Consider the following 6,085-nt stretch of genomic DNA (forward strand, 5'->3'; position numbering starts at 1 on the left):
CCCTTCAACCAGGGCACCTCCAAGAAGGTTCGAAGCGGAGCCTTATCGGTTGCCGCGCATTTGCAGCCTCGTGTCCATCCTGTCGCAAGCCCTGCCCCGTCGCCTGATGCGGAACCTGCCGTCCTCGGACCGGCTCCTGGAAGGAGCGGCGCGGGTCGGCTATGGCGCGCGCGGCTTCGTCTATCTGTCGGTGGGTCTGATCGCCCTTATGGCGGCGATGGACTGGATGTCCGATGCGGTGGGCACGAGCGGAGCCGTCGGATGGCTGGCCCAGCAGCCGTTCGGGCGGGTCTGGCTGGTGCTGCTGGGCGTCGGCCTGTGGGCCTTCGTGCTGTGGCGGGTGCTGCAGTCGGTCTTCGATGCCGACCGGGAAGGCACCTCGCTGAAGGCCTGGGGCATGCGGGCGGGTCAGGCCATCAGCGGTGTCGTCTACGGTCTGCTGGCCGCCGGTGTGTTCGAGCTGCTGGACGAGGTGAAGGCCAATCCCGCCGCCGAGGATATCGCCGAGAACCAGCAGAAGGCGGCGGCCCTGCTGGAAATGCCGTTCGGGGACTGGCTGCTGATCGGGGTCGGGCTGGCCATCGGCGGGGTCGCGATCGGCAATATGGTGCGCGGCTTTCGGTCGGACTTTTCCAGCGACCTGGCCTGTTCGGCCGACATCTGCCGCCGGGTCGTGCCGGTGGCGCGGGCAGGCTATGTGGCGCGGGGATTCGCCCTGCTGCCGCTTGCCCTGTTCGTGATCATCGCGGGGTTCCGGGCCAGTGCGGCGGAGGTCTCCAGCTTCGGGGCCGGGCTCGATGCGCTGGAGCGGCAGCCGGGCGGATCGATCATCCTGTCCCTGACCGCGATCGGCCTGATGGCGTTCGGGGCGTTCGCGTTTGTGGAGGCTCGATACAGGCGCATCCGCGCGCCCGACGACCTGAATCCGCTGAATTGAGCGCCCGCGACGTCGCGGCCTGCGTCCAGACGGAACCTGTGCCGTATATCACGGGTTGTCGTCATCTGCCGGAGCCGGACCATGTCGCTGAAATCGCTCGTCGCCGCCCCCCTTATCGCCGCCGCCCTCATCCTCAGCGCCTGTGTGACCGCGCCATCACCGGATCAGGTGAGAGCGCCCCAGCCGCTGAAGCCGATTGATCCGGAGCGGTTCTATTCCGGGCGCTGGCTGGAGATTGCCCGCCTGCCCATGCGGATCACCGACGGCTGCGTGGCTGGCGCAACCAACTATGTCATCGTCAATCCGACCCGCGTCGATGTGCGCGACACCTGCCAGGTGGGCACGCCGCAAGGCCGCGAAAAGGCGATCGGCGCGCGCGGCGAGATCCTGGACCCCGGCACCAATGCCAAGCTGAGGGCACGTTACCTCGCAGGCTTCGTGACCTGGGACTACTGGGTGCTGGACCGGGCCGACGACTACAGCTGGTTCATCTCGGCCGACCCGACCTTCAACAAGCTGTGGATTTACACCCGCGAGGTGCCGGACGCCGCCGAACGCGAGCGGCTGGTCGCCCGGGCCGCGGCCCTGGGCTATGATGTCAGCCGCCTGGAATTCCCCGAGTTTTGACCTCCGGAGCCGAGATGAGACGATCGTTCAGCCAATCCCGCCTGCTGGCGGCGGCCGCCTGCTTGACACTGGCGGCCTGTGCCGGGCCGGCGGCGCTGGACCCCTCAGCCGGGTTCGGGCCCAATCCGACCCTGCCGGAGCCGACGTCGTCCCTGCTGCCCCGGGTCAAGATCGCCGACGCGGTCGGCTGGCCCGAGGGGCGGACCCCGGTCGCCGCGCCGGGATTCCGGGTTCAGGCGTTCGCGTCCGGCCTGGATCATCCGCGCTGGCTGTATCGCCTGCCCAATGGCGACATCCTGGTCGCCGAATCCAACGCGCCGCCCAAGCCGGAGGGCAAGAAGGGCGGTTTTCGCGGCTGGGTCCAGGGCCTGATCATGGGTCAGGCGGGCGCGACCGTACCCAGCGCCAATCGCATCACCCTGTTGCGTGACGCCGACGGCGACGGCGTGGCCGAGACGAAGACGGCCTTTCTCGAAAACCTGACGTCACCGTTCGGCATGGTGCTGGTCGGCGACACCCTCTACGTCGCCAATGCGGATGCGGTGGTGGCCTTCCCTTATCGGGCGGGCCAGACGCGGATCGATGCAGCCCCGCGCACGGTGGTGGCCCTGCCAGCAGGGCGCAATCATCACTGGACCAAGAGCCTGGTCGCTTCGCCGGACGGGTCGCGGCTGTATGTCGGGGTCGGTTCCAACTCCAACATTGGCGAGAACGGGCTGGAGGAAGAAGAGGGCCGCGCCGCCATCTGGGAGATCGATCCGGTGACAGGCGCGCACCGCATCTTCGCCTCGGGCCTGCGCAATCCCGTCGGCATGGACTGGCAGCCGGACAGCGGCAAGCTGTGGGTCGCGGTCAATGAGCGGGACGAACTGGGCAACGATCTGGTGCCCGACTACATGACCTCGGTCACGCCGGGCGGCTTCTATGGCTGGCCCTGGAGCTACTACGGCCAGGTCGTCGATACGCGGGTCAAGCCGGCACAGCCCGACAAGGTCGCGTCCGCCCTGCGGCCCGACTATGCGCTGGGGGCTCATACGGCGTCGCTGGGGCTGACGTTCGGGGAAGGCGACAGCTTCCCGGCCCAGTATCGCGGCGGAGCTTTTGTGGGCCAGCACGGGTCATGGAACCGGTCGCCGCGCAGCGGCTACAAGGTGATCTTCGTACCCTTCGCCAACGGTGTGCCTGCCGGCATGCCGCAAGACATTCTGACCGGTTTCCTGAACGAGAACGAACAGGCCATGGGCCGACCGGTGGGTGTCCAGTTCGATGCGACCGGGACCCTGCTGGTCGCCGACGATGTGGGCAATGTGATCTGGCGGGTGTCTGCCGCCTCCTAAGCCAGGAGACAGAAAAAAGACCCGGCAGGATCACGCCTGCCGGGGCCTTTCTTTTGGAACTCAGTCACCGATCAGCCGGCGGGCTGGACCACGATCACCGGCGCGGGAGCGGCCGCGGTGGCCGGTGCCGGCGCGGGCGTGACCGCCACGGGAGCCCGGTTCAGCGTCGAGGTCGGGCTGGGCGTCGTGGTAGACGGTGCCGCACTGTAAGGCTGCGGGCCTGACAGAACCGGTGCCTCTTCCACACGCGGTGTCACGGGGGCGGCAACACGCGGCGCGGCACGACGGACGGGGGCGGCCTCACGCACTGGCGATGGGACACGAGCTACCGGAGCCGGGGTCGGGGTCGGAGCAACCTCCACCGGCGCGGGCATCGCAGCCGATGACATGGGCGCATTGGCGACCTCATTGCTCAACGGCTGGCTGACGATCGGGGCGGGCGTCGTGGCCTCGGCCTCGACCATCGGAGCCTGTTCGCCGTTCATCAGCATGACGGCACCGACGCCGCCGACGGCCAGCACGCCGATGGGGGCCAAAATCATCCAGGTCTTGATGCCGCCCTTGCTCTTGCGGCTCTGACGGCTGCGGGCATAGGCGGGCACGTAGGGGGCGTCGCTGTTCAGCGCGCGGTCGTTGGTTTCGTCTGTATAGGTTACGGACATGTCTTTCACCTCCATTAGCGAGGTCATGAAAACCGATGCGACAGAACAGAGTTCCTGAAAAACAGCTTTGCCGTGAAGAAACACCGATACGGCCACACATGGGGCGAGCGATGGATCGAACTGTGTTTCCCGAAACAGGAAATTCCGCCGCTTTACTGGACGCCGTTGGCTAACTGACCTTGCGTCAACATCGTCTGTCGCTCGCCGCCATCGTCCCAAAAGCCATCCTGATGCGATAAACAGCGCGAATATCGGCTGACCGGTTGACCCCGGCGGGCGGCTTGTCCATCAACCTCTTACGGGTGAATTCAGCGAAGGGCACGGGTTGGCGATGGGTCTGGTGGCGAACATCAAGCGCGACATTCGCTTCGCCAAGGGGCTGAACCGGCTGTTCAAGCGGATCAAGCCGATCGAACTGGATAGTCCGGTCCTGGTCTGCGACGACTGGGAAGAGGCGGTCGACAAGTTCGGCGACAACATCGCCATCCAGGACGATCACCGCAGCCTGACCTATCGCGAGCTTGACGCCATGGCCAACCGGTTCGGCCACTGGGCCCAGAGTCGTCGGCTGAAGCGTGGCGACACGGTCGCCCTGGTCATGCTGAACCGCGCCGAATACATCGCCGCCTGGATGGGGTTCGCCAAGGTCGGGGTGGGGACCGCCCTGATCAACACCAATCTGACCGGCCACGCCCTGGCGCATTGCCTGTCGATCTCCAATGCGTCGCAGGTGGTCACCGACCTGGAATGCTGGCGCAATGTCGAGGATGCGCGCCTGCTGTCGGGGCGGAACCTGATGCTGTGGGTGCTGGGTCTGGGCGACGGCGACGAGGCAGACAATCGCCGCGGCCTGGACAAGCCGGTGCGCAGCGGATCGTCCGTGCGGCCCAACCGGTCGCTGCGGTCCGGCCTGACCAATCGCGACACGGCGCTGTATATCTACACATCGGGCACCACCGGCCTGCCCAAGGCAGCCAAGATCATCCATGCGCGGGCCCGTACCTATATGCGCGCTTTCGCAGGCGCGACGGCGGCGACCGACAAGGATGTGACCTTCAACGTCCTGCCGCTCTATCACTCGACGGGCGGTCTGGTCGGCATCGGCCCTGCTCTGCTGAACGGCGGCAAGCTGATCCTGCGCCGGCGCTTCTCGGCCTCGACCTTCTGGCCCGACGCCAAGGCGACCGGGGCCACCCTGTTCGTCTATATCGGCGAGCTGTGCCGCTATCTGGTCAACTGCCCGGAGAATGCGGACGAGCGGTCGCACAAGCTGCGCCTGGCCTTCGGCAACGGCCTGCGTCCCGACGTCTGGGACGATTTCCAGAAGCGGTTCCGCATCCCCGACATCCTGGAGTTCTATGGCTCGACCGAAGGCAATGTCTCGCTGTTCAACTTCGACGGCAAGGCGGGGGCCATCGGGCGGGTGCCCGGGTTTGTGAAGAACAAGATCAACTTCAAGCTGGTGAAGTTCGACATCGATACCGAAGAGCCGCTGCGCGGCAGCGACGGCCTGTGCCAGCTGACCGGACCGGGCGAGGTCGGCGAGGCGATCGGCAAGATCAGCGACGACCTGCGCCACAGCTTCTCCGGCTATGCCGACAAGGCCGCGTCGGAGAAGAAGATCCTGCGCGATGTCTTCGTGCGCGGCGATCGCTGGTTCCGCACCGGCGACCTGATGCGCCAGGATTCCGAAGGCTATGTCTATTTCATCGACCGGATCGGCGACACCTATCGCTGGAAGGGCGAGAACGTCTCCACCGCCGAGGTCGAGCAGCGGCTGGCCGATGCGCCGGGCGTCAAGGAGGTCATCGCCTATGGCGTGCCCATCCCCGGTCAGGAGGGTAAGGCCGGGATGGTGGCCCTGGTTCTGGAGGGCAAGTTCGCCGCCGCCGCCTTCGCCCAGTGGGTCGAGGCCGAACTGCCGTCCTATGCGCGACCTTGCTTTGTGCGGGTGATCAAGTCGGCCGAGACGACGGGGACGTTCAAATATCGCAAGATCGACCTGGTCGCCGACGGCTTCGATCCGGACAAGGTGGATGGGGCCCTCTACGTCCGCGGCGGCAAGAGCGGCTATACGAGGCTGACGGCGGCGGCACGGGCGGCGATCCTGAGCGGTGAGACGCGTCTCTGATCGATCACGGTTCGCAACCGCCCCTTAATCATTAACGGTGATCATGCGCGTCTCTCCTGCCAGGACGCGCCTGCCTCATGTTTCAGATCATCGGTATCGTCGTGCTCTTCGGCATGGTGTTCGGCGGCTATACGATCGCCGGCGGCAAGATGGGGGTCATCCTCCATTCCCTGCCCTATGAGATGATGATGATCGGCGGGGCGGCCGTCGCGGCCCTGCTGATGTCCAACTCGCCCGCGACCCTGAAAGGGGTGCTAGGCAGTTTTGGCCGCATCTTCGCCGGGCCGAAGTGGAAGAAGCAGGACTACAAGGACCTGCTGTCCCTGCTGTTCCAGTTGACCAAGACGATGAAGTCCAAGGGCGTCATCGCCCTGGAAAGCCATATCGAAAA

The 6,085-nt window shown here is 66.1% G+C and carries 6 protein-coding genes; 5 read left to right on the plus strand and 1 reads right to left on the minus strand.

Annotated features, from left to right (window positions below; translation table 11 throughout):
* Nucleotides 1–49: 49 nt before the first annotated feature.
* From JHC81_RS06955 to JHC81_RS06965, 3 genes are all read left to right on the plus strand, one after another.
* Nucleotides 50–937: a DUF1206 domain-containing protein gene (locus JHC81_RS06955; protein WP_292172476.1), complete on the plus strand. Its 888-nt coding sequence runs from the start codon at nt 50–52 to the stop codon at nt 935–937.
* A gap of 81 nt (nt 938–1,018) precedes the next feature.
* Nucleotides 1,019–1,564 carry a lipocalin family protein gene (locus tag JHC81_RS06960; RefSeq protein WP_292172479.1) on the plus strand — a complete coding sequence of 182 codons (546 nt, stop codon included), beginning with the start codon at nt 1,019–1,021 and terminating at the stop codon, nt 1,562–1,564.
* A gap of 14 nt (nt 1,565–1,578) precedes the next feature.
* On the plus strand, nt 1,579–2,901 hold the full coding sequence (locus tag JHC81_RS06965; RefSeq protein ID WP_292172482.1) for a sorbosone dehydrogenase family protein: 1,323 nt from the start codon (nt 1,579–1,581) through the stop codon (nt 2,899–2,901).
* 71 nt (nt 2,902–2,972) lie between these two features.
* Here the strand turns inward: JHC81_RS06965 and JHC81_RS06970 are convergent, their stop codons facing one another.
* Nucleotides 2,973–3,563: a hypothetical protein gene (locus JHC81_RS06970; RefSeq protein WP_292172485.1), complete on the minus strand. Its 591-nt coding sequence runs from the start codon at nt 3,561–3,563 to the stop codon at nt 2,973–2,975.
* A gap of 331 nt (nt 3,564–3,894) precedes the next feature.
* Between JHC81_RS06970 and JHC81_RS06975 the strand changes: the two genes are divergently transcribed.
* Nucleotides 3,895–5,694: a long-chain-acyl-CoA synthetase gene (locus JHC81_RS06975; RefSeq protein ID WP_292172488.1), complete on the plus strand. Its 1,800-nt coding sequence runs from the start codon at nt 3,895–3,897 to the stop codon at nt 5,692–5,694.
* Between the two features lie 77 nt (nt 5,695–5,771).
* The coding region (locus tag JHC81_RS06980; protein ID WP_366465791.1) for a motility-associated protein at nt 5,772–6,085 on the plus strand (314 nt) is incomplete at its 3' end.

The organism is Brevundimonas sp. (genome assembly GCF_016463295.1).
In the GTDB taxonomy this organism is placed as follows: domain Bacteria; phylum Pseudomonadota; class Alphaproteobacteria; order Caulobacterales; family Caulobacteraceae; genus Brevundimonas.